Annotated in this window: 18 protein-coding genes; 5 read left to right on the forward strand and 13 right to left on the reverse strand. The window is 67.2% G+C overall.

Features of this window, described 5'->3' with window-relative positions; all coding sequences use genetic code 11:
* Window positions 1-2 precede the first annotated feature (2 nt).
* The 4 genes from AC5Y4N_RS14765 to AC5Y4N_RS14780 form a co-directional block, all read right to left on the reverse strand.
* Complete coding sequence (locus AC5Y4N_RS14765; protein ID WP_499911280.1) at window positions 3-1673, reverse strand: GAF domain-containing sensor histidine kinase; 1671 nt, start codon at window positions 1671-1673, stop codon at window positions 3-5.
* Window positions 1674-1743: 70 nt separating this feature from the next.
* A complete protein-coding gene (gene dosR / locus AC5Y4N_RS14770) occupies window positions 1744-2391 on the reverse strand; it encodes a hypoxia response regulator transcription factor DosR/DevR (protein ID WP_499911233.1) in 648 nt (215 codons plus the stop codon).
* A 29-nt stretch (window positions 2392-2420) separates the two neighbouring features.
* Window positions 2421-3257: a universal stress protein gene (locus AC5Y4N_RS14775; RefSeq protein WP_499911230.1), complete on the reverse strand. Its 837-nt coding sequence runs from the start codon at window positions 3255-3257 to the stop codon at window positions 2421-2423.
* 30 nt (window positions 3258-3287) lie between these two features.
* Complete coding sequence (locus tag AC5Y4N_RS14780) at window positions 3288-4244, reverse strand: 1-phosphofructokinase family hexose kinase (RefSeq protein WP_499911228.1); 957 nt, start codon at window positions 4242-4244, stop codon at window positions 3288-3290.
* Window positions 4245-4332: 88 nt separating this feature from the next.
* On the opposite strand from AC5Y4N_RS14780, the gene AC5Y4N_RS14785 reads away from it, so the two are divergent.
* Entirely contained in the window at window positions 4333-5217 is an 885-nt protein-coding gene (locus tag AC5Y4N_RS14785; RefSeq protein WP_499911226.1) for a universal stress protein, read from the forward strand.
* 14 nt (window positions 5218-5231) lie between these two features.
* Here the strand turns inward: AC5Y4N_RS14785 and AC5Y4N_RS14790 are convergent, their stop codons facing one another.
* Both AC5Y4N_RS14790 and AC5Y4N_RS14795 read right to left on the reverse strand, forming a co-directional pair.
* The gene (locus AC5Y4N_RS14790; RefSeq protein ID WP_499911224.1) at window positions 5232-5459 is read right to left on the reverse strand and encodes a DUF1918 domain-containing protein; all 228 of its coding nucleotides are present in this window, start codon (window positions 5457-5459) and stop codon (window positions 5232-5234) included.
* 15 nt (window positions 5460-5474) lie between these two features.
* Entirely contained in the window at window positions 5475-6443 is a 969-nt protein-coding gene (locus AC5Y4N_RS14795; protein WP_499911222.1) for an Acg family FMN-binding oxidoreductase, read from the reverse strand.
* A gap of 254 nt (window positions 6444-6697) precedes the next feature.
* Between AC5Y4N_RS14795 and AC5Y4N_RS14800 the strand changes: the two genes are divergently transcribed.
* From AC5Y4N_RS14800 to AC5Y4N_RS14810, 3 genes are all read left to right on the forward strand, one after another.
* The gene (locus tag AC5Y4N_RS14800) at window positions 6698-7495 is read left to right on the forward strand and encodes a DUF8548 family protein (RefSeq protein WP_499911221.1); all 798 of its coding nucleotides are present in this window, start codon (window positions 6698-6700) and stop codon (window positions 7493-7495) included.
* A gap of 339 nt (window positions 7496-7834) precedes the next feature.
* On the forward strand, window positions 7835-8203 hold the full coding sequence (locus tag AC5Y4N_RS14805; RefSeq protein ID WP_499911218.1) for an STAS domain-containing protein: 369 nt from the start codon (window positions 7835-7837) through the stop codon (window positions 8201-8203).
* 46 nt (window positions 8204-8249) lie between these two features.
* Window positions 8250-8699 carry an ATP-binding protein gene (locus AC5Y4N_RS14810; RefSeq protein ID WP_499911217.1) on the forward strand — a complete coding sequence of 150 codons (450 nt, stop codon included), beginning with the start codon at window positions 8250-8252 and terminating at the stop codon, window positions 8697-8699.
* A gap of 4 nt (window positions 8700-8703) precedes the next feature.
* On the opposite strand, the gene AC5Y4N_RS14815 is transcribed toward AC5Y4N_RS14810, so the two are convergent.
* Genes AC5Y4N_RS14815 through AC5Y4N_RS14840 form a run of 6 tightly spaced genes read right to left on the reverse strand, consistent with a single transcriptional unit; the run spans window position 8704 to window position 17194 of the window.
* Window positions 8704-10539, reverse strand: a complete 1836-nt coding sequence (locus tag AC5Y4N_RS14815; protein ID WP_499911215.1) for a carboxyl transferase domain-containing protein — start codon at window positions 10537-10539, stop codon at window positions 8704-8706.
* Entirely contained in the window at window positions 10536-11360 is an 825-nt protein-coding gene (locus AC5Y4N_RS14820) for an NAD-dependent protein deacetylase (RefSeq protein WP_499911278.1), read from the reverse strand. The genes AC5Y4N_RS14815 and AC5Y4N_RS14820 overlap by 4 nt, the downstream gene beginning before the upstream one ends.
* Entirely contained in the window at window positions 11357-12160 is an 804-nt protein-coding gene (locus tag AC5Y4N_RS14825) for an ANTAR domain-containing protein (protein ID WP_499911214.1), read from the reverse strand. The genes AC5Y4N_RS14820 and AC5Y4N_RS14825 overlap by 4 nt, the downstream gene beginning before the upstream one ends.
* Before the next feature lie 3 nt (window positions 12161-12163).
* Window positions 12164-12478, reverse strand: coding sequence for an STAS domain-containing protein (locus AC5Y4N_RS14830; protein WP_499911212.1), 315 nt, complete (start codon window positions 12476-12478; stop codon window positions 12164-12166).
* Window positions 12475-16614 (reverse strand): SpoIIE family protein phosphatase, encoded by a 4140-nt coding sequence (locus AC5Y4N_RS14835; RefSeq protein WP_499911209.1) that lies wholly within the window; start codon window positions 16612-16614, stop codon window positions 12475-12477. The genes AC5Y4N_RS14830 and AC5Y4N_RS14835 overlap by 4 nt, the downstream gene beginning before the upstream one ends.
* A gap of 40 nt (window positions 16615-16654) precedes the next feature.
* Window positions 16655-17194, reverse strand: coding sequence for a cysteine hydrolase family protein (locus AC5Y4N_RS14840; RefSeq protein WP_499911206.1), 540 nt, complete (start codon window positions 17192-17194; stop codon window positions 16655-16657).
* 58 nt (window positions 17195-17252) lie between these two features.
* Here AC5Y4N_RS14840 and AC5Y4N_RS14845 point away from each other — a divergent pair, with 58 nt between their 5' ends.
* Complete coding sequence (locus AC5Y4N_RS14845) at window positions 17253-19295, forward strand: NAD(+) synthase (RefSeq protein ID WP_499911276.1); 2043 nt, start codon at window positions 17253-17255, stop codon at window positions 19293-19295.
* 82 nt (window positions 19296-19377) lie between these two features.
* On the opposite strand, the gene AC5Y4N_RS14850 is transcribed toward AC5Y4N_RS14845, so the two are convergent.
* The gene (locus AC5Y4N_RS14850) at window positions 19378-20226 is read right to left on the reverse strand and encodes a ribokinase (RefSeq protein ID WP_499911205.1); all 849 of its coding nucleotides are present in this window, start codon (window positions 20224-20226) and stop codon (window positions 19378-19380) included.

The raw sequence follows: 20226 nt of genomic DNA on the forward strand, positions 1-20226 counted from the left end.
CGCTACTCCAGCGGAGCGGTCCACCGCAACACGGTGCCGCCGTCGGGATTCGGCGCCACCGCGAACCTGCCGCCGACGTCGTCGGCGCGTCGGGTCAGATTGGTCAACCCGCTGCCGGTGATGTCTGCTGAGATGCCGCGGCCGTTGTCGGTGACCTCGATGGCCAAGTCATCCTCGACGGTGACGCAGACGGTCACCGCGGACGCATCGGCATGCCGAACCGCATTCGAAACCGCTTCGCGCACAACGGCTTCCGCGTGCTCCGCCAGAGTCGTGCTGACGACGGACAGTGGACCCACCAACTGAATCGAGGTCCGCACATCTGGCGTGGAGAACCGCGTGACGGCCTCTTCCAGCCGCTGCCGCAGCCGGGTGATTCCCGACGACGCCCCGTGCAGGTCGAAAATCGCGGTCCTGATCTCCTGGATCACCGCTTGCAGGTCGTCGACGCAATTGGTCAGCCGCTCCTGCACGTCGGTCGACTGGGCTCGCGGGATCGTGCCCTGCAGCGTGAGCCCGACGGCGAACAATCGCTGAATCACATGATCGTGCAAATCGCGGGCAATGCGGTCGCGGTCGGTGAGGACGTCCAGCTCCCGCAGGTGGCGTTGGGTGGTGGCGAGCTGCCACGCCAATGCGGCCTGGTCGGCGAAAGCGGCAAGCATGTCGAGTTGTTCGCTGTCGAACCGATGCTCGCCCGTGCGACGCAGTGCCACCAGCACGCCAGCCACGGTGTCGGTGGTTCGAAGTGGCAGCACCAGCGCGGGGCCTTCCGTGCCGTTGATCTTCAGGTCGTCCAGCCGGCAGGGCGCGCGCTGCGTGAAGACGGCGCCGATCTGTGTACCGGCGACTGGAATCCTCTGAGGGACAAGCAGATTCGCCTCACCGGCCGTCTCCACCACCAAGAGCTCGGACACCTCGGTGACCAGGGATTCGGGATCGGCCGGAACCGCGACCAACGTCGCGGTGGCTTCCGAGAGCTTCAGCGCCTCGTCCGCAATGAGCCGGAACACCCGCGCGGGGTCGGTGCTGGAGAGCAGCTCGGTGGCGATGTCGCGGGTTGCCTCGATCCACGATTGACGGGCGCGGGACTGCTCGTAGAGGCGCGCATTGTCAATCGCGATGCCAGCCGCGGCAGCCAATGCCTGCGCCAGCACCTCGTCGTCTTCGCTGAATGGCTGTCCGTCGGCCTTCTCCGTGAGGTAGAGGTTTCCGTAAACCTCGTCGCGGATGCGCACCGGCACCCCGAGAAACGTCCGCATCGGCGGATGGTTGGGCGGAAACCCCACCGAGGCAGGGTGCTGCGTGATGTTGTCCAACCGGATCGGCTTGGGGTCGTCGATCAGCACACCGAGCACACCGCGTCCCTCCGGCAACGGCCCGATTTGCCTGCGGGTCGCTTCGTCGATGCCTTCGTAGACGAACTCGCGGAGTTGATCGTCGTGGCCTCGCACGCCCAGCGCCCCGTACTTCGCATCCACCAGATTGATCGCGGTGTGCACGATCGTGCGCAGCGTGTAGTCGAGCTCGAGGTTGGAGTTGACCACGAGCATGGCCTCGACCAGACCGTCGAGCCGGTCTCTGCCTTCGACGATCTGCTCGACGCGGTCTTGCACCTCTTTGAGCAGCTCGCGCAGCCGGAGCTGGGAAAGGGTGTCACGCAGCGGACTCATGCCGCGGTTTGCGTGCTCTGGCACGCCTTTATGTTGGCATCGAGGTTGCTGAGTGCGGGAGGCCTTTCGGTTATTCGGTGATCCGCTGGCGGGGGCCGAGTTTGCTGGCGAACACCGCAGCCTGGGTGCGTCGTTCCATTCCCAGCTTGGCCAGGAGCCGCGAGACGTAGTTCTTCACGGTCTTCTCGGCCAGAAACATCCGTGCCGCGATCTGCTTGTTGGTCAGGCCTTCGCCCAACAGACCCAGAAGCGTGCGCTCTTGGGCGGTCAGCCCGGACAACGGGTCCGCCTGCTCGGCCGAGCCGCGCAGCTTGGCCATCAACGCGGCCGCCGCGCGGTTGTCGAGCAGCGACTTTCCTGCGCCGACGTCCTTGATCGCCTGGGCCAGTTCCATGCCCTTGATGTCTTTGACCACGTATCCGCTGGCGCCGGCCAGGATGGCGTCGAGCATCGCTTCGTCGGAGGTGTAGGACGTCAGCATCAGGCAGCGCAGGTCCGGCATGTCCGACAGCAACTCCCGGCACAGTTCGATGCCGTTGCCGTCGGGCAATCGGACGTCGAGCACGGCAACATCGGGCGCCACGGCCGGGATCTTGGCCAGCGCCTCACCGACCGACGCTGCTTCGCCCACCACTTCGAGGTCGGGGTCGGCGTCGAGCAGGTCGAACAGCCCACGTCGGACAACTTCGTGGTCGTCGACCAGAAAAACCCTAACCACGGCCAACCCCTTTCATGGCGGTCACCACGTCACAAGTGTTGATGATCGACGACGAGCACGGAACAGTTCGTGTGGCGCAGGGTGGCATTTCCCGACGGGCTGGCCAGTTGTGCGACGTTGTGCCGGTCGCGCGGGCCGACAACAACCATCTGCACCGACTCCGCGTTCTGGCTCAGATAGTCGAGCAGGCTGCCGTGCATCGCCACCGTCTGGACGTCGAGGTCGGGGTGGTGGCGGGTCCAGCGGGCCAGTCGGCGTTCGAGGTCGCCCTGCACCTGCCGGTTGGCGTCGGCGACGTCGCGGACGCGGTGAGTGTCTTCGCCGCTGGATCGCCAGCACGTCACCACCCGCAGCCCTGCCCCGCGCAAGTGGGCTTCGGCCACGGCGGCCTCGAGCAGCACGCCGGTGTGCGGGGCGGTGTCGGCTTGCACGACGATCCAGCCCGCGTCATCGCGAGAATGAAGGCCGTTGTGGCCGTGAATGATTGCGACCGGACAGCGCGCCGCAGTGGCCACCGCGGCGGCCGTGGAGCCGACTCTGCCCGGCTGAAAGTGCTTCGAGCCGACCGCGCCGACGCAGAGCATCGCGGCGCCACGCGACGCCCGCACGAGTGCGCTCACGGGGCGGTCATGGTCGATCTGGACCTCAGTCTTGACAGGCTTACCGGTCGCGTCGATCGCTGCGATCGCTTCACGTGGGACTCGTTCGGGAGTCTGCGAGGCCTCGCCGGGATCGGCGGCATAGAGCAGGCGTAGCGGGATGTCGCGAGCGAGCGCTTCGTCGACCGCCCACAGTGCCGCACGCACAGCAGCCTTCGAGCCGTCGACGCCGACGACTATCGACCGAGGTGCGGACTGCTCGGACATCGCCTCTACCGTAGTGGAGTCAGCCGTTGCTCAGGGGTATGACGAGCTGACGTCCACGGGTTCGGCGGCCATCTCGAAGATCCGCTCCGCGTCGTCGCGGTGGCACGGCGCCGTGCCGGGCGTCATCAACATCGCGCTGCCGGTGGCGATCCCGAACCGTACGGCCTTGCTCAACGGCCAGCCGCGCGACAGGCCGACCGTGATCGCGGCCACCATCGCATCTCCCGCGCCCACACCGCTCACCGCTTTCACGGGCACCGGTGAAAAGCGTTGATTGCCTTGCAATGTCACCAGTAGGGCACCGCTGGCGCCGAGGGACACCACCACGCTCTGGGCTATTCCGGAGTCGACGAGCTCACGGGCGGCGGCCACCTGCTCGGCTTCGGTGGCCAGTTCACGGCCGCAATAATCTCGCAGTTCTCGCACGCTGGGTTTGAGCAGGAACACTCCAGAGCTGATGTGCCGCAGCCCGCCTCCCGAGCTGTCGAGAATCAGCGGCACGCCCAACTCTTGGCACATGTCGGCGACGCGCTGATAGAAGTCGTCAGGAACGCCCGGCGGCAAACTGCCGCTGGCCACCACGAATTCGGCCGACTGCGCCACTTCTCGCAGCTGGTCAATGCATTTCGCTTGTTCGACGAACGACAGCCGCGGCCCCGGTAGCACGAACCGGTACTGCTGGCCGCTGCTCTGCTCGTCGATGGTGAAGCTCTCGCGCGTCGAGTCGCGGATGTCGACGCGCCGGTATGGCACCCCGGCCTGGCGGAGGAGTCCGGTCACCATGTCACCGGTGTAGCCGCCTGCGGGAAACACCGCGGACACCGAGCCCCCGAGCACCTGGGCGACTCTGGCCACATTGATGCCGCCGCCGCCGGCGTCGTACCGCAGGCCGCTGCACCGCACCTTGCTGGTCGGTCGGACTTCGTCGGCGCTTGTCGTGATGTCGAGCGCCGGGTTCATGGTGAGTGTGACGATGGTGGTTTGCACTGTGCTCCCATCTAATCCGACCACTCCGCCGCTGCGGTAGAGCTCCTAGAGTCGCTGACAGAATGCCTTTCACAGGGAGGTGCGCCCCATGACCCCCACGCGGTTGGGAATCCTCGTCGGTGTCGACGGTTCGGCGCCTTCCAACGCCGCGGTGCGCTGGGGCACGCAGCAAGCGGCGATGCGCAAACTGCCGCTCACGCTCGTCCACGTGCGAGGCACCACGATGGCCGGTGCGGCCGCATTGGCATGGCCGGTGGCCCCGGTTCCCGATTCCGTCGAGCAGTGGCAACAAGAGGAAGCCAGCCAGGTGCTCGACGACGCCGCCAAGATCGTCGAACGCACCGAGACCGTGCGCCGACCGCAAGTGCATACCAAGACGGTGTTCGCGGCGGCCGTCCCGACGCTCGTCGAGTTGTCCGCCGCAGCCGACATGGTGGTCGTGGGCTGTCGTGGTCAAGGCGCGATGCGGCGGACGTTGCTGGGCTCGGTCAGCAGCGGCTTGATCCAACACGCCCATTGCCCGGTGGCCGTGATCCACGACGAAGTCGCGGCCCGATCCGAGTGGCCCGTGCTGGTGGGCGTCGACGGTTCACCCGCATCCGAAGCGGCGACGGCCATCGCGTTCGATCAGGCGTCGTGGCGCGGTGCCGATCTGCTGGCGCTGCACGCCTGGAACGACACGGACGCGGCCAACCTGTCCAGCCTGGAGTGGTCAGCGCTCGAATCAGCGGCCGACAAGACGTTGGCCGAGCGGCTGGCCGGCTGGGAGGAGCGCTATCCCGACGTCGCGGTCCGGCGGGTGGTGGTGTGGGACCATCCCGCACGCCATCTGATCGAGCGCTCGGAGACCGCTCAGCTGGTGGTCGTGGGCAGCCGCGGCCGCGGCGGCTTCACGGGGATGCTGCTCGGCTCGGTCAGTAGCGCCGTGGTGCACGCCGCGCACACGCCGGTGATCGTCGCTCGGTCCAGTTAGCTTGCGCGACAGCGCTATCCGCGGGATCTGGCCCGCTGCTCGGCGGCCTCCTGTTCCTCGGGTGTGACGATCAGCGCGTCGGGACCCGGAAAGACCGTCGCAACATGGTCGGTGGCGACCCAGCGCACCACGTAGGGTGGCGAGCCGTCGTCGGAGTGCACCTCTTCGATGCGCCCCCGCTGGTCGGGCTTGTCGACAGTGGTGCCCTTGATCACCAGCCAGTCACCAACTCGCGCCTTCATGACTACCTCCCGAAATCAGCGGCGAATTTGCATGACTTCGCTCAACGGGCGCCTCGGCGTGGGCGCCGGAGTCTCTTCGAGCGCCGGCACCATGCCGACGCGGATCAACACCTGTGGAAAGCCGGTACCGCCGGTGAGGCCGGTGATGATCTCGCGGCTCTCCGGTACTTCAGTGATGTGGGTCAGCGTGCAGGTGGCCAGGCCGGCCATCGTCGCCTCCAGCAGCACGGTGGACAGCACCTCGCCGCAATTGAGGGCGTCGGTGCGGGTGTTCTCGGGTGTCGACAGCACCAGAATCTTGGCTTGGTCGACCGGCAGGTCCGGGCGGCGTTCACCGTGGCCCGCGGCCGGGAAGTGCCGGTTCACTTCCACCCGGGCGTTCTCTTCCTCGGACACCAGAGCACTGTGGGGCAGACCCTCGAAGAGGCTGAAAGGCTGTGTCCACCAATGTAATTCATCGTGGTAGTACTGGTCGTATCGACGCAGCGATTCAGTCAGTCGCGAGGCCTCGGCCAGCGCCGGACGGGCATCGTCGGGCAACACGTCCAGCTTGGCCATCGTGGGATCGACCGTGGGCCGCAACAGCTCCTCGAATGCGTCCCAGCTTTCGGGCGCGGCGAACGGCAGCCGGTCTGTGCGGCGGCGCAGAATGGCGTCGGCGCGGTCCCGCTGGGCGGCGGTGACGAACTGGGCGGGCGAGAACTCAACTGCGGCCAAGTGGTCGAGCTCGTTGGGGTTGGGGAAGCGGTCGACGTGCGTGTTCCAGCCCGCAGCGGCCATCGCGACGCGGAAGTGTCCGAGTGCGGCACCGCAACTGATCACCGCTTCCCGCCCCGAGCTGTCGGTGGACCGGACGACGCGCGTGGGGTCCTCGAAGAGGTCGACCTTGTTGACCCCGACCAGCCAGCGCCAGGGCTGGGTGTTGTGGAGAGACGGAGCCCGGCACGCGAGCTGTACCGCCTTGGTGATCACCTCGCTGTCCACACTTTCGACAGTAGGCGAAATCAGGCTGCGCGCCAGAGGTCTTCTTCCGCAATTAGGATGAGCGCAAACGTGGTTGAAATCGGATACCCGCCCGCACCACCTACGGCTGAGACCGCAGACGCGGTTACGGGTGAGACTACTGCCTCTGTGATCGACCGTCTTAGTCATCCGAGGCGAAAGTATTCGGGCTACAGAGGTCGATGCTTTAATCGGTTCGAGTAACATGCGCGGCGACAATTATATGGGGGCGAGGAGTGGCTAACGACTACACAGACGAGGAGTTAGTCGCTGTCATCGCCGCGCTTGAAAGGGACCTTGGAGAACCTGCCCTTTGGTACTCGCCCGACGGCTATCCGGGAAGTTTGGCGTTGTGTGTCATTGATTCCGTGTTTTCGATCGGCGTTAAATACCAGGGCGTCGCCAATCTGGTTAAGCGCTATCGGTCGTACCGCGTCGGGCAGGCAGGCAACGCAGACGCCGATAGCGTTCTTGAGCTTATGGGTACGTTCGAACACCTCGGCGGGCCCGAGGGGTGGGCGGCGAAGCTCGGAAACAGTCAGCGCACGTCTACTCGTAGCGGGATCCTCAAGTCCGAAGCCGTTCTGCTCGAGGCACACATTCTTGCTAAACACAATGTGTGGACCGCTCATGACCTGCGTATGGCTGAACGCGAACGGCGGCTGGCCAACATCAAGGCAGATTGGCAGTCCGTTCCTGGCCAGAAATCCGGCATCTCATGGACCTACTTCCTAATGCTCGCCCAAGTCCTCCCTGGCAACGGTGGCACCGATGATTCGACCGATTACCCCTCGCCGCCGATTCGCGATGACGACCCTGATGCCACAGTCAGCGGCGTGAAACCGGATCGGATGATCAAGCGCTACATCGCGTCGGCGATAAAGGCGACAGAGACCGCCGTCGGGGAGAGGAAGGCAGCTGCCTTGGTCAAGGCCGCCGCTGAGTTCAAGAAGTGGGACGTGATCGCACTCGATCACGCGATTTGGCGTTTTCAGTCCGGGCGCCCACATGAGGATTCGGTCGACGAGGAGTAAGTAAACGAGCCGGAGCATCGAATGCATGAGCCCACCGTTGACGACGAGCGCAAGCTGAGCAAGGCCATCCTGGGTGACTATCAAGCCAACAGGCGGCGGCCACCAAGCCTCCACCGCCGGTGGCGGAGCAGCGACCACCGGATGAGGCCTCGCAAGATGCACTGACCAACCCCGCAAATAGTCCCCCTTACCCTTCTGACAGGCCAGCAAGACGATAACCGCAGGCGTCTGCGTTACCCTGTTTCTAGGTGCACCATCATCGGTGCAGGCCGAAACACATGAACGTGCAGGTTCAGACCGCAGCCGCGCGAGCGTCCGGGACATCAGGAGAATTCGACTGTGGACGAACAACAGGCAACTAAGGCGACGAGCTGCATTGTCAATGAGGAATGGGTCGGCCGCGTGGCTGTCGTGTCGGCCTCCGGCGTAGTGGACATGCTGACGGCGCCGCAGTTGGAGCAGGCGATTCGCGCGGCTCTCGAGCAGAAGCCAGCGGGGCTGGTGATCGATTTCACTGACATCGATTTCTTGGCCTCCGCAGGCATGGGCGTGCTGGTCGCTGTGCACGACGAAGTGACACCGGACGTCCGGTTTTGCGTGGTCGCAGACGGTCCGGCAACCAGCCGCCCCCTCAAGCTCGTCGGCATCGCCGACCTGATCAAGCTGTACGCCACCCGCGACGAAGCGCTGTCGGCCTTGAGTGCGTAAGAAGCCGGCGTAGAAAGCGACATGATCGGGTAGTCAAGCGTCTGCCATGATCGAATCCGTGTCACGCGCCGACGTCGCTAACGCTCAGTGTTTCGAGCGTGTTGGCGTCACGGCCGATCCTGAAAGTGCTTGTCGCATCCGGGAAGAGTTCGCGGGCTGGCTGGAGCGCTTCTTCAATCTGGACCCGATCCGCTCCAGCGATCTCGTGCTGGCCATCAACGAAGCGCTGGCCAACGCCGCAGAGTTCGCCTACCTCAACAACAATCGGCCCAGGACGATGGATCTGCGCGCGCACTACGACGCCGGCGCCGACACCATGACGGTCACTATCGCCGACCAAGGGATCTGGCGCCCACCGGCTTCCAGAGCGCCCAGCAGCTCGCGCGGCCGCGGCCTTCCGTTGATGAAAGCCCTCGCTGACCACGTCAGCATCGAGACGTCAAGCGCCGGAACGCAAGTGCAGATGCGCTGGGACCACGTCAGCGGCGGCGCCTGAGGCATCACCACGTGTCGATGCCGGGCCTTCGATCCGGATTGGCCCAGCCATCCGCGGTCGGCGCCGGCGCCGACAGTAGGGTCGCCGCGATCACCGCCCGGGTGTCAGCCGGATCGATCACGTCGTCGATCTCCAAGTGCGCCGCGGTGTTCAACGCACTGCCCTGCCGGTACGCAGCGGCCAGCAGTTCGTCGTAGGTCTTCTGCCGCTGCGCCTCGTCGGCGATCGCGGCCAGCGTGTCGCGCGCTGCGATGCGCACCGCGCCTTCGAGATTCATGCCGCCGAACTCGCCGGTCGGCCACGCCACGGTGGCCGCGGGGCTGTGGAAGCATCCGGCCGTCATCGCCATCGCACCCAGTCCGTACCCCTTGCGCAGCACGATCGTCACCATCGGCACGCTGAGGTGGCCGCCGATCACGAACAGCCGAGCGAAGTGCCGCACCGTCGCTCTCTTCTCCGCCTCCGGCCCAACCATGAATCCCGGTGTGTCGCACAGAGATACAACAGGAAGGCCGAAGCCGTCACACAGTGACAGGAACCGGGCCAGCTTGTCGGCGCCGTCGGCATCGATCGCGCCGCCCAGCACGGCGGGATCGTTGGCAATCACCCCGACGGCGCGGCCCTCGATGCGCGCCAGCGCGGTGACGACGCAGCGTCCGAACCGAGGCCGCAACTCGAGCACCGACCCCACGTCGAACAGCCCGTTCACCACCGCGCGGACGTCATAAGCAGCCTGGCGGTCCTCCGGCACGAGGTGGCGAAGCGCCCGCTGGTCGGCCACCTCGTAATCCTCAACTGCGCCTTGGAAATACGCGAGGTAGCGCTTCGCGGCGGCCACCGCCTCCGCCTCGTCGGCCACCGCGATGTCCACCACGCCGTTGCGGGTCTGCACGTCGATAGGGCCTACCTCTTCCGGGGTGAAGCTGCCCAGGCCGCCGCCCTCGATCATCACCGGACCGGCCATGCCGATGGTCGCGTCGGCGGTGGCGATGATGACATCGCAGGTGCCCAGCAGTGCCGCGTTACCAGCGAAACAGCGGCCGGCCACCACCCCGACCAGCGGCACCACCCCGGACAGCGCACCCATCTCGGCGAACGTGGTGTAGTGCAGCCCTGCGACGTTCGGAGCGTCGGTGTCGCCCGGTCGGCCACCGGCACCCTCGGCGAACAACACCACCGGATAGCGATGCCGACGGGCCAGCTGCAAAATCCGATCCGTCTTGCGGTGACCGAAGTGGCCCTGCGTGCCCGACAGCACGGTGTAGTCGTAGGCGACGATCGCACAGGTGGACCGTTCCGGCGGAAACACCGCGCCGTTCACGCGACCGAGCCCGGTGATCACGCCGTCGGCCGGCGTCGCGTCCTCGAGCTCGGCGACGGGGCGCCGTCCCCGCTGCGCCGCGACGGCCAAGCCGCCGTATTCCACAAGCAGCCCGCCGTCGGTCAGATCGGCGATGTTCTCGCGCGCGGTACGCATGCCGCGGGAGTGGCGGCGCGCCACGGCCTCAGGCCGGTTCTCGTCGAGCAGCTTGCCGCGGCGCCGATGCACCTCCGCCAGATCGGGGCGGATTGCGCCGGGATCGGCCTGGCGCGTCGGTGCTCCGGCGGCCGCGGGGGAGTGGGCGGGCTCCAGCACCACCACCACGTCGTCCGCGGCGACGATGTCGCCTTGCTTGACGCGGATGTCCTCGACTCGTCCGCTGTGCTGCGCACGCAGCGAGTGATGCATCTTCATCGCCTCGACCACCACCAGTACCGCGCCGGCGGCCACGGTCTGGCCGATCTCGGCGTCGACGGCAATCACCGTGCCGGCCATCGGCGAGCGGATCTGTTCCGTCACGCCACTGCGCCCACGGCCAGCTCGTCGGCAAGCAGCGTCAACAGCGGCGAGCATCCGGCGTCCACCTTCACCGTCGCCAGGTCGTCGCCGCGGGTGCGGCCGCGGTTGACGATCGCGATCGGAATGCCTCGCGCGGCGGCATGCCGGACGAACCGGTATCCGGAGAACACGGTCAGCGACGATCCGGCGACCAGCAGCGCATCGGCCTCGTCGACGAACGAATACGCCTGCGCCACACGGTCTTTCGGCACGCTCTCGCCGAAGTAGACGATGTCGGGTTTGAGCATGCCGCCACATGCTGGACAGTCGGCGATCACGAACGAGGACGTGTCGGCCACGACTGCATCGGCGTCGGGTGCCACCGCCAGCCCGTCGGCGGCCGAGTCGAACGCGGGGTTCAGCGCCTCCAGCACCTCGGCGAGATGCGCGCGCGTCATCGTGTGCCTGCAATCCAGACACACCACCTGCGCGTAGGTGCCGTGGAGATTGACCACTCTGCGGCTGCCTGCCTTCGTGTGCAGAAGATCCACGTTTTGAGTGATCACTGCGGTGACGACGCCGGCGCGCTCCAGTGTGGCCAGCGCACGATGGCCGGCGTTGGGAGCCGTCCGGTCCATGTGCCGCCAGCCGACGTGATTGCGGGCCCAATACCGTTGCCGGTACTCCGGATCCGACCTGAACTGCTGGATCGTCATGGGGTTGCTGGGCGGCGAGTCCGGCCCTCGGTAGTCGGGGATGCCCGAATCGGTGGAGAGTCCCGCACCCGTCAGCACCGCGATCCGGCGTCCCTGCAACGCCGCCAAGAGCTCCGGTGCGTTCATGGCACCGGCCGGGCCGGCCGTGACAGCGCCGCCCACGTCATCTCAGCGGCGTGGCGCGTGCGCCGGTCGGGGACGATCGGCGCGCTGAATGCGGGCTGCTCGGCGGGTGCGCCGCTGATGTGCTCGACGAGCGCGACGGCCAGCCCACGGACCTTCACGTTGAAGTCCTGGCTCGCGCGGCGCAGAACGTTCCAGGCCTGGTCGGCGTCACACCCCATGCATCCCATGATCGCGCCCTTGGCCTGTTCGATCACCCCGCGGGACTGCAGGATGGCCAGCATGTCCTCGATGCCGGCGGCGTTCTGGACGGCGTTGGTCACAAACGCCGCGTTGACTAGGCGTTCGTAGCTGATCAGCGTCGCTACCGTCGCTGCCGTCGCCGGCTGGTCGAGAAGACACGAGATCACGATGTTGCCGCCGTCTTCCCATAGCCCCGGAACCACCGCGGCGCCGCGAACCCGCTCCCAGGTCTCACGGTCCTGCGGCGCCCGCATCGTCATCGCCTCCAGTGTCAGCTCCGGCCAGCGGTCATCCGTCCACAGGTCGAGGCTGAGCACCGGTACCTCGTACCGAAGCGCATCGGCCAGCGGGCCGCCGAGGCCCGACAGTTGCGCGCTGACAATGTCGGACCCCCCGCCGGAGGCCGCCGCCACCACCGGCCCGTCGCTGTAGCGCCTGCCGTGCACGGTGATGGCCAGCCCGATCGCCTCGGGGATGTCGCGGTGCACTCGGTCCAGGATGCGATGCAGCAACGCGAACAGTTGGGGGTACTTGCGCGGGTGAAATTCGGCGCCGGACATCGGCTACTCGGCAGCCGTGGTGACGGTGGCGACGCGATCGAGGCCCGATACCGACAGCAGGGTCTTGATCGGACCTGTCGCACGGACGATGAGCGCGAGATCGGTGCTGGCCGCGACGGTGAACAGCGCGCGCACCGCGGCGCTGTCGCAGTAGGACACCTCGGACAGGTCCACGGTGATTGCGGACGAGTCGGCGGCGGCCTTGGCCAGCACGTCCTCGAACTGGTTGACGTTGGCGAGGTCGATGTCTCCGGTCGCGACGACGACGGGCGGTTGTCCGTTGGCGCTGACCGCCAGCCGAAATTGCCCCTCGGTCATGAGTGCAGCTCCTTGAGCATCCTCACGGTTGTGCCGTGTCCCGTCTGCGTGATCTCGACGGTGTCGACGAAAGCGTTCATCAGCGCGATGCCGTGTCCGCGGTGAGCCTGCGATGCGGGCGGCTCGTGCCAGTGCCCGTCGTCGGCGACGGTCAGCGCCAGATGGGCGTCTGACAGCTGTGCGGTGACGGTCAGCTGAACCTGATGATCCGCCGCCCGGCTCGCGTGTTCGGTGGCGTTCGCCGCGGCTTCTCCCACAGCTAGCAGAACCTCCTCAGCGGTTTCGGCGTTGACAGCCGCGGCGGGCAGCCAGCGGCGAAGCTGGTCGCGGATGGTGGCCAGGCTCGCCGGTTGCGCCGGAGACCGCAGACGCAGCGACGCCGGCGGGTGCCGGTACAGCAACACGGCCACGTCGTCGTCGAACCCGCCCGGGGGCGCCAGCTCGGTCACCACATGATCGGCGACGAAGTCCGGGTGGCTGTGCCGGTAGCGATCCAGCGCGGTGGCCGCCCGATCGATACCCACCTGCAGTGACTCGTGTCTGCGCTCGATCAGCCCGTCGGTGTAGAGGAGAAGCGTCGCACCCGGCAGCAGCGACAGTTCGGCCTCGGGCCGTGACCACACCCTCTCGGTGGCGGCCAGCGGCACCGATTGCGCGTGGTCGAGCAGCCGGGAGCCGGTGCGGTCCACGAGCACCGGCGGGGGATGGCCGGCACTGCTGTAGCGCACGGTCGCATTCGCCAGGTCGATCACCGCGCAGAACACCGTGGTGCAGCGGGCCGCCGGAAGCCGGCGGGCGAAACTGTCCAGGTCGCTGAGCGCCTGCGCGGGTCGAGGCGTGCGCAGCAGCAGCGCCTGCGCCGCCGACCGCAGCTGACCCATCACGGCAGCGGCGGGCAACCCGCGGCCGACGGAATCGCCGACGACCAGCCCGATGCGGTTCTCGTCGAGAGTGATCACGTCGTACCAGTCGCCGCCGACCTCCAACGGCTCGACGGCCGGGGTGTAGCGCACGGCGAACCCGTGCGGCAGCTGCGTAGGCCCGAGGATCGCGTGCTGCAGCGTGAGGGCCACGGCACGGGTCTGCTCGTATTCGCGCGCGGTGATCAGCGCCTGAGCCAGCTGAGCTGTCAGCAGGTCGAACAAGGCGCGATGCTCGGGGCGGATGTCACGCGCCGCGCCGAACTCCACGGCAATCGCCGCTGAGCCGCTGCTGCCGAGCGGGGCGGCGAGGAGCACGGTGTCGTGGTCGCCGGGAACGATGGTCGCGGCCGAAGGTTGTCGGCGCCGTGCACTGTCCAGCACGTTCAGCGTTGTGCGCTCGGCCTGCGCGTCCGGCCAGCCGAGCACCGCCGGCCGGTCGATGCCGCGGCTCCACTGGGCCACCAGTACCCGGCGCGCGGCCAACTCGGTGCCCAGCTGCTTGGCCGCCACCTTTAGCAGTTCGGTGGACGACTCGACTCCGGCGATTGCGGCGGCGAAGCGGGAAAGTGCCGCGTCTCGACGGCTTTTCAGCCATTCGTCGGTGACGTCGCGTGCGGTGCCGACGAACAGCCGCTCCGCGGTGTGTGGGTCACCGACGCTGCCCGCGGAGCAGGCAACCCACACCGTGTGGCCGTCTCTGTGCCGGAACGGCAGCATGAAGTGGCCGCGGCCGTCGCGCTGGCATTGTTCGAACGCGGTCGCGTTGGCGGTCCAACCGGCCGGGTCCGCGTCCTGCGGTGGCACCCACGGCTGCGGCCACGGATACGGCAGGTCTGCGGCGTCATAGCCGGTGAGCGCGAAGAACGCGTGGTTGGCTTCGACAATGGTTCCGTTGTCGTCGCACAGGAAGAAGCCCTCCTGCATGGAATCGATCAGTGTGCGCAGAAACGCCGACTCGCGGTTGCGCAGCCGGGCCATCTCGAGGTTCGAGCGGACGCGGGCCAGCAGCTCGGCAGTCGAGAACGGCTTGGGCAAGTAGTCGTCGGCGCCTGCGGCCAGACCCCCGACGGCGGCCTCCTCGCCGGCACGGGCCGACAGGAAGACCACCGGCAGCGACGCGGTTCGCGGCTCGGCCCGCAGGGCCGACAGCAGCTCGAACCCGTCCAGCCGCGGCATCATCACGTCGGTCAACACCAGGTCGGGGCGATGAGCCCGGGCAATCTCGAGGCCCTCGGCGCCGTCGACGGCTTGCAGCACGCGCCAGTGCGGCGAGAGCACCTTTGTGATGAACGTGCGCATATCGGCGTTGTCCTCGACCACCAGCACCGTGGCGTCGGCCTCGGCCCTGTCAGCGTCGGCGGGTTGCGCGCTGTCACTGGACCATTGCAGCGCCTCGTCGACGTACGCGCGCGCCAGCCGCGGTGACGAGTCGGTGACGGCGGGGTCGGACGCCACTGGATAGGGCAGTGTGACAGTGAATGCGCTGCCCTGGTCTTCGCGGGAGTCGACGTCGACGGTGCCGCCATGCAGCCGCACGAGTTCAGCCACCAGCGCCAACCCGATGCCTGCGCCTTCGTGACTGCGTCCGGTGCGCCCACGGATCCGGTGGAACCGTTCGAAGAGCCGCGGCAGCTCGTCGGCCGGGATACCGATGCCCGTGTCGCGGACCGACAGCACCACGCGGCCGTCGTCGTGGTGCAGCCGCACCTGGATGTGGCCGGCCAGCGTGTACTTGACCGCATTGGACAGGAGGTTCAGGACGATCTTCTCCCACATGGCGACGTCCACCGGGAACGGTCGCGGCAGCGGTTCGATTTCAGCCCGCAAGCCCAGACCGGCCCGTGCCACCGCCGGCGCGAACGACGCGACGAGTTCGCGGGTGGCGGCCGCGAGGTCGACGGGCTCCAACTCAGGCTGGCGCTGGTTGGCCTCGAGCCGCGACAGGTCCAGCAGGTCGTCGACCAGGTGGCGCAACCGACCGGCGTTGCGTCGTATCACTTCCAGGCGCTCGCGCTGTGTGCCGGTGAGCGGCTGGTCGACATCGGCGAGAGCATCCTCGGCGGGACCGGCGATCAGCGTGAGCGGGGTGCGCAGCTCATGGCTGACGTTGGCGAAGAATTCGCTTCTGGCGCGGTCGAGTTCGGTCAGCGCCTCGGCGCGGCGGCGTTCTGTTTCGTATGCCTGCGCGTCGACGATTGCGCGGCTGATCTGTGCGGTGGCCAGATCGAAGAAGCCGCGGAAGTCGTCGTCGAGGCGGCGGTACGGCGTCACGCCCGCCACCATCACGATCGCCGGCATGTCGTCGCCCCCGGCCTGCACCGGCAGGATCAGCGCGATCTCCGGCGGCGCGTCACCCACCGGACTTGCACCGGGCGTCATCGCCGCCGCCCAGGATTCGGGCATGGTGTCTAAAACCGTAGAGGCTCCGGTGTTGACGATGTCGCGCAACACCAGCCCGGCGGTCGATCCGTACACCGCGGCCGACAGCACCGTTTCGTCGGCGATTCCCATCGAACTGACCACGTGTGCCACCGGGTCGCCGGGATGCAGCATGTATATCGCGGCGAACGGGATGTCGGCGCGGTCGCCGGCCAACGCCTCCATGGCCGCCGCACAGACGTTTACCACGGACGCCGCGCCTTTGGTCGCCGCCATGGCGGTCTTCTCGCCCAGCGTCCGCAGCGTGCGCAGCCGCCGGTCCGACAGCACCCGCTGCGTCGTCTCGGTGACCGCGGTGAACACTCCGGCGACCGCACCGAGCTCGTTGCGGATCGCGCTGTAGGAGTACGTGAAATACGACTCCTCGAGATGGCCGAAGCGCATCGGGGCCAGCAGTTGGTCGGCGGAGAAGGTGGCCTGGCCCGTGGCAAGAACGCTGTGCAGTTGGGCGCCGATGATGTGCCACAGTTCAGGCCACACCCGCATCCCTGGCAGCCCCAGCGCCGGGTGCTTCTCGGGACCGAGGATCGGCACCCACGCGTCGTTGTACAGCAGCACAAGGTCGGGGCCCCACCAAATCACCATCGGATACCGCGAGCTCAGACAGATCCCGACCGCGGTCTTGAGGCTCTGTGGCCACTTCGCTGCGGGCCCGAGAGGACTTGCCGCCCAATTGAACGCACGCATGCGCGCCGCCATCTCGCCGTCGCCGACGAATGGCAGCACCTGTGTGGTGCGATGACCGCCCGGATCGGTGCCGGGACCGTGCGTCACTACCTCCTCATACCACGTCGGGGGCTCCGACGTCGGCGAACTATTCGAGGCAGTCGGCCGCGGTGACGATTTCCGCGCTCATGTTTTGCGCCATCATCTGCAGGGCGGCCTCGCCGAGTTCACTGTCGATGTGCGCGACGGCGTCTTTCGGGACGACCACGGAGAAATGGCGCAAATAGGCGTCAAGCGCGCTGTAGAGAATGCACTGCTCGGTCACTTGGCCGGTGAGGATCACCCGATCGATGTCGAGGCCGCCAAGAAGATATTCCAGCGGAGTGGAGTAGAACGCGCTGTGGCGCACCTTGGTCAAAAAGCGGCACCCCGGGTCAGGTGCGATTGGCTTGACCAGGTCGGGCCGCTTTCCCTCCAGCGCAGACTGAACGATGTCGCGCTGGGTGGCGGTGAAGTCACCGTAGTTGTCGTTGACGTAGATCAGGTCGATGTCCTCGCGCTCACGGACTCGCGAAATCAGCTCGGCCAGCGGATCGATCACGTTTTCCACGTTCCGCGTCAGCTTCTCCGCATCCGCATGCTCGTAGGTGTTCATCATGTCGATCACGAGCAGGGCGGTGTTGGTCATGGCATCTGCTTACCCAGTCGTGGGTTATCCGCGCACGGTTGGGGGCAACAATGTGGTCATGGACTTCTACTCGGCGTACCGGCACGGGTTCGTCCGCGTGGCCGCCTGCACCATCAGCACTGCGATCGCGGACCCGGCCGCCAACGCCGAGTCGGTGCTACAGATGGCACGGGAATGTCACGACGAGGCCGTCGCCCTGGCGGTTTTCCCGGAACTGACCCTGTGCGGGTACTCGATCGAGGACATCCTGCTGCAAGACGCGCTGCTGGACGCGGTCGAGGACGCGCTGGCCGCGGTGGTGGACGCGTCGTCGGAGTTGCTGCCCATGCTCGTGGTGGGCGCACCGCTGCGCTACCGCAACCGGGTCTACAACACCGCGGTCGTGGTTCACCGCGGCCGGGTGCTGGGTGTGGTGCCCAAGTCGTACCTGCCGACCTACCGGGAGTTCTACGAGCGTCGTCAATTGGCGCCGGGTGACGACGTGCGCGGGGTCATCCGGGTGGGCGGCGCAGAGGTACCGTTCGGCCCCGACCTGTTGTTCGCGGCGTCAGACGTGCCCGGCTTCGTGGTGCATGTCGAGGTGTGCGAGGACATGTTCGTGCCGGTGCCGCCGAGCGCTCAGGCCGCGCTGGCCGGTGCGACCGTGCTGACCAACCTGTCCGGCAGCCCGATCACGATCGCACGCGCCGAAGACCGCTGCCTGCTTGCGCGTTCGGCATCGGCGCGCTGCTTGGCCGCGTACGTCTACGCCGCGGCGGGGCAGGGGGAATCCAGCACTGACCTGGCGTGGGACGGGCAGACGATGATCTGGGAGAACGGTCGGTTGCTGGCTGACACCGAGCGCTTCCCCAAGGGGCCGCAGCACTCGGTCGCCGACGTCGACCTGGAGCTGTTGCGCAACGAGCGCCTGCGTATGGGCACGTTCGACGACAACCGGCGGCATCACGCGTCGGTGTCAGATGCGTTCCGCCGTCTGGAGTTTCGGCTCGACCCTCCGGGCGGTGACATCGGCCTGCGCAGGCGCGTCGAGCGGTTCCCGTTCGTGCCGTCGAATGCCGAACGGCTGGAACAGGATTGCTACGAGGGCTACAACATCCAGGTGGCCGGCTTGGAGCAGCGGCTGCGTGCGCTGGACTACCCCAAGGTGGTGATCGGCGTATCGGGGGGTCTCGACTCGACGCACGCGCTGATCGTCGCCGCCCGGGCGATGGACCGCGAAAACCGGCCGCGCAGCGACATTCTCGCGTTCACGCTGCCCGGTTTCGCGACTGGTGAAAGGACCAAGAACAACGCGATTCGGCTGTGTCGTGCACTGGGTGTGACGTTCGAGGAGATCGACATCCGCGGGACGGCAGAACAGATGCTCAAGGAGATGGACCATCCGTTCGCGCGCGGCGAAAAAATCTACGACGTCACGTTCGAGAACGTGCAGGCGGGTCTGCGCACCGACTACCTGTTCCGGCTCGCCAACCAACGCGGCGGCATTGTGCTGGGCACCGGCGACCTGTCGGAGCTGGCACTGGGCTGGTGCACCTACGGGGTGGGCGACCAGATGTCGCACTACAACGTCAACGGCGGTGTGCCGAAGACGTTGATACAGCACCTGATTCGCTGGGTCATCTCGTCGGGCCAGTTCGACGCCGAGGTGTGCGACGTGCTGCAGTCCGTGCTCGATACCGAGATCAGTCCGGAGCTCGTGCCCAGCGGCGAGGAAGAGGAACTGCAAAGCACCGAGGACAAGGTGGGACCGTACTCGCTGCAGGACTTTTCACTGTTTCAGGTGCTGCGGTACGGCTTTCGGCCGTCGAAGATCGCTTTCCTCGCATACCACGCGTGGAGCGATCCCGAGCGCGGAGACTGGCCCCCCGGCTTCCCGCCGGACAAGCGGCCGTCGTACTCGCTCAAGGAGATTCGGCACTGGCTGCAGGTGTTCTGTGAACGGTTCTATTCGTTCAGCCAATTCAAGCGCTCGGCGCTGCCGAACGGCCCGAAGGTGTCTCATGGCGGGTCGTTGTCGCCGCGCGGCGACTGGCGCGCGCCGTCGGACATGTCAGCGCGCACCTGGCTCGACGAGATCGAACGCGAAGTGCCAGAGGACTAGCTTCTTCGTCCGCGAACGTGAAACCATTGCGCACCCGCCCGGCGTGTCGTCGCAATGAGTTCACGCTCGCGGCCGGCTCAGCTCAGTGCACCGCGTCGTCGATTGTCTCAGCGGACGGCGCGCAGTCGCCCGCACCGGGCACCAACGTCGCGAGCGCACCGGCGGCGCACGCTCGCCTGAGCGCGCGATCAGGGCCGGCCGCCCAGTCCGCGGCCAGCACACCCGCGAACACATCGCCCGCCCCGGTGGTGTCGACCGGCTCGACGGACGGCGCGGAGACATCGACCTGCGTCCCGTCGGCGACGTGGCGTGCGCCGCGTGCGCCGCGGGTGATCACCAAGTGAGGCACCGGCCATTGCCAAGCGCGAGCTTCGGACTCGTTGACGACGACCACGTCGGCGAACGTGGACAGCTCCGCCACCGCCGGCGACATGCTGGGCGGCGACGCGTTGACGATCACAGTGGCCCCGGCCGAGCGAGCGATGCGGGCCGCTGCCACGGCCGTCGCGCTCGGAATCTCCAGCTGCACCAATACCACGTCGGCGTTGGCGACGACGTCGCGCATCTCTGCAGAGTCCAGCACCAGGTGGGCGTTGGCGCCGGGGGCGACAACGATCATGTTCTCCGCGTCGGCGCCGACGGTGATCGCGGCTGTGCCGCTGGGCCCGGGCACCCTGATCACACCGTCGGTGCCCACGCCGTTGTCGCGCAGGTGGTTAATTAACACCGCGCCCGCAGGATCGGTGCCCACCGCACCGACGAACTGCACATCGGCACCCGCACGGGCCGCGGCCACCGCCTGATTGGCGCCCTTGCCGCCCGGGGCGGACGTCAGCGCCGACGCCAGCACGGTTTCGCCTGGCCGAGGTAGTGCATCGACAGTGAACGTCAGATCGGTATTGATGCTGCCGACCACGCACAGGCGGGTCAC

The organism is Mycobacterium sp. NGS19 (genome assembly GCF_059813155.1).